The 3224-nt window shown below is 40.9% G+C and carries 6 protein-coding genes and 1 pseudogene; 5 read left to right on the plus strand and 2 right to left on the minus strand.

Annotated elements, in window-relative coordinates; genetic code table 11:
* Both PSE83_RS20320 and PSE83_RS20325 read left to right on the plus strand, forming a co-directional pair.
* On the plus strand, positions 1-883 hold an 883-nt coding region (locus PSE83_RS20320; protein ID WP_272661061.1), incomplete at its 5' end, for a VENN motif pre-toxin domain-containing protein.
* Positions 880-1422 (plus strand): hypothetical protein, encoded by a 543-nt coding sequence (locus PSE83_RS20325; RefSeq protein WP_272661062.1) that lies wholly within the window; start codon positions 880-882, stop codon positions 1420-1422. The genes PSE83_RS20320 and PSE83_RS20325, both read left to right, overlap by 4 nt.
* Before the next feature lie 54 nt (positions 1423-1476).
* Here PSE83_RS20325 and PSE83_RS20330 read toward each other — a convergent pair whose 3' ends face one another.
* Positions 1477-1719 (minus strand): SymE family type I addiction module toxin, encoded by a 243-nt coding sequence (locus tag PSE83_RS20330; RefSeq protein ID WP_336298225.1) that lies wholly within the window; start codon positions 1717-1719, stop codon positions 1477-1479.
* Positions 1720-1815: 96 nt separating this feature from the next.
* Between PSE83_RS20330 and PSE83_RS20335 the strand changes: the two genes are divergently transcribed.
* Together PSE83_RS20335 and PSE83_RS20340 are read left to right on the plus strand one after the other, a co-directional pair.
* Positions 1816-2526 carry a hypothetical protein gene (locus PSE83_RS20335; RefSeq protein WP_272661064.1) on the plus strand — a complete coding sequence of 237 codons (711 nt, stop codon included), beginning with the start codon at positions 1816-1818 and terminating at the stop codon, positions 2524-2526.
* A gap of 15 nt (positions 2527-2541) precedes the next feature.
* A complete protein-coding gene (locus PSE83_RS20340) occupies positions 2542-2760 on the plus strand; it encodes a DUF7336 domain-containing protein (protein WP_272574478.1) in 219 nt (72 codons plus the stop codon).
* 67 nt (positions 2761-2827) lie between these two features.
* Here the strand turns inward: PSE83_RS20340 and PSE83_RS20390 are convergent, their stop codons facing one another.
* Positions 2828-2956 carry a hypothetical protein gene (locus PSE83_RS20390; protein ID WP_336298226.1) on the minus strand — a complete coding sequence of 43 codons (129 nt, stop codon included), beginning with the start codon at positions 2954-2956 and terminating at the stop codon, positions 2828-2830.
* A 160-nt stretch (positions 2957-3116) separates the two neighbouring features.
* On the opposite strand from PSE83_RS20390, the pseudogene PSE83_RS20455 reads away from it, so the two are divergent.
* Positions 3117-3224, plus strand: a pseudogene (locus PSE83_RS20455) (hemagglutinin repeat-containing protein); the annotation flags it as partial.

Raw genomic sequence — 3224 nt, forward strand, 5'->3', positions numbered from 1 at the left:
AGCAGGATTAGCGGGTGGTCTTACTACGGGTGATGTGGCGGGTGCAATTACTGGCTCGCAAGCAGCGAAGAATGCGGTTGAGAATAACTTTTTTAGTGAAAAAGATCTGCCAACGGGTATGGCTGATTATGGTGGCTCTGCGTTCACACTCGCCGAATCAATGGAAAAGAAAGGGTATAGCATTCATGATGTTAATGCTGCTCTAAATGACTTTGCGAAAGGTGATCACCCAGAAGGACAAGATCCTGCAAGAGGCTTCCTTGAAGCATGGGGGAGTATGGTTGGTATTCCATTAGACGTATTTTGGTCTAATGAGCAAATGACCCCAGAGAAAGCCGCCGAAATATTAAGTGGCTCACCTCCAACAACAACAGCTAAGGCATTACAATTTACCGCGGCGAAAGCTTATTTGGCATTTGCGAAAAGCGGCAAAGAAATGCCAAGTTGGGATGTAGGGAAAGGTGAGTATAGCTTTAAAGAAACAGGGAAAGTTGTAGATGTTAATCACCCTAGTGGGCAATTTAATAGTGGTTCATTGCCAAGTGACTATGACACAGTCTGGAGTTCGATTAAAGCAACTCAGCCTCAGATTCCAGGAACGTCGATTCCTAAATCTTTTGAAATGACAGTCAATGGTCAAACTATTTGGGTTAACCCTAATGCAACAAAACATATGGGAGAGTATTTGACACGAAATGGATTGTCCCATAGTACCTCAGAGGGAAGTCAAGCTATGTTGGCTAGTCTTCAAGGGGCGGTTAAAGAAGCGTCCTTACAAGGATTTAAGCATAATGAAAAAGTACAAGTTGGCCGCTGGGAATTAGTCTTCAGTCAGCGACCAACAGACCCTTATCCTGTATTAAAACATGCGTTGTATAAATGATGAAATTAACTATTGATAGTGTTATTAATAAATCTAAATATATAGATATCAGTATTGATGGATATGTACCTATTGATATAAAACTATTCGATACAATTGGAAATGTTCCTTTATATTATAGATTAGGGAATGGTAAGAAAAGTTTACTAGAGATAGCGGTATTACCTGAAAATGGTTTTTTATCGGCGATAACATTAGTGATTATAAACCCTGAATGTGTTCACAAGGTTGATACGGCTTTAGAAAAACTATTAGTAGATAGCTCGGGAATTCCAGTTGTTAATTTAGAAATATGGAAATCTCAGAATAACAATAGTTTTAGCCAACGTTTTATCGATGATTTTGATTTTGATATTCAGGCAATAGTATCACCAACGTCTATAATGCTAAATATTGCAAAGAACGAGGAAGAAATTAATTGGATAAAATGTAGTGACAGATTTTATGTGGGTATTAATGACAAAAAAAACATCACAAGTATGTTATTGGATAAACTAACACAAGAAGAAATAAGTAATTTTTTTGAGGCAATCAGTTAGTTATTACTAAAAATATAGAGATCCCAATTCTATACTGGGATCTCCTTAATGATCTTATTCGTTCTCAGCCAACCGGATAACCAACTGTCCGGCTTGGCGGGTGAGAGTGATGCTGCTGCCCACCGTAAACCTTAGCTCACTCAACCACTTACCACTTAAGGTGAGCCTTGGGTTGGGGTTGGGTTTACCTCGTTTGGGAGGAATCCATTGTATAGCGTTTGGTTTTAATTCTGCTTTATCCCTTTTTAGGCTAAAAAACGCACGTCGGGGCACTTGTGTTCGACAAGTAAAATGCACTGGAAAAATAAACTTGTAATTGATTGAATATACAAGGAAAAAGTTGTTTTATCCGCCCGTTTCGCAATGGAGTGAGTTGTTGTTGAGAATAACAACTTGTCAAAAGCTGCGTGGTGGTTAGTACGACCTAGCACTATTGGTGCTCCAGTTACTACGACAGCCCCTGAAGTATTAATGAGTCAATTAGGGTTAACGCAAACTCAGGCCGAAGACTTTTTATCGAGCTTATCGCCATTTGGTGAAGGAAATGCAATTAGGCTAGCTCTTGCTGATCCGGCAGGAGATGAAGCTTTCAAAAAAGTGGTATTGGAAACGTATGAACTTTATGGAACAAGTCAAACGTGGGATAACAACATAGGAGTTAAACCTCATACTGGCGGCGACCAAATTCCTGAGCGTGGCCCAATAGATACAGGTGGAAAGCAGATTCCAGAACGAGGTCCAATAGACACCGGTGGGAATCAAATACCGGAACAAGGACGGACTGACACTGGCGGAGATCAAATTCCTGAACGTATTGATAATACTCATATAACACCTTTGCCAGATAATACGACGTTAGACGATATAGTTCTTCTTTCAGAAAAATCAAAGGTACCTAAACCAGGTATAAGTGGAAAGGAAGGTTCTAAAGAAGTCCCTAGTTGGGCTAAAGGAGAAAGGCCTAAAGTTGGTGAGAATGGAAATAAGTTCGCTGAGCGTTTATTAGATAATAAGTATGGCAAAGGAAATTATGATAAAGGGCCAAATACAGAATTTAATAAAATAAGAAAATGGGGCGATAGGGCTTTCGTAGATCCTAAGTAATTTGAGGGAAAATTTATGACAACAGTTTATCTTTTATATCATATTCGTGAAGACGAGAATTCAGAGGATGAAAAACTAATAGGAATATACACGACGATGGAACTAGCAGAAGAAGCAAAGAAGCGAGTTGAAAGCCAACCCGGTTTTATTGACTATCCAGATGATTTTAGTATTTTTCCTCACAAATTGAATCGTGATGGTTGGACTGAAGGTTTCATAGTCACAGATGATTAAAATAAAGATCCCAGCCCCACACTGGGATCGCCTTAGCCGTCTCACTCCCCCTCAGCCAGCCGGATAATCAACTGTCCGGCTTGGCGAGTGAGGGTGTAGTGATTACCTGCCAAAAACCCGGCTTATTCAACGACTTACCGCGTAAGGTGAGTTGCGGGCTAGGGTTGGGTTTACCGCGGTTCGGGGCGTAACCCACGGTATACTGTCTGGTTTTAACCCTTTCTTCTTTAGTCGCGGTGTTTTTACACTACAATCGCGCTTAGCCATGGCACAAAGATAGATTTCCTCCCCTTCTCATTCAATCAATCCAAAATTACGCCTAATGCAAACAGAAACGTATTTTAAACAGCGACGCCGTCAATGTCGGTCGTGACCTCACCTTACAAAGTGAGCAAGACAGTGACCGCTACGACGCCAAACAGCAAGAGGTCAGTGTCGGTGGCGGCTACACGATAGGTGGCACA

Origin of the sequence: Providencia sp. PROV150 (assembly GCF_028481025.1) — a bacterium.
GTDB lineage: Bacteria > Pseudomonadota > Gammaproteobacteria > Enterobacterales > Enterobacteriaceae > Providencia > Providencia hangzhouensis.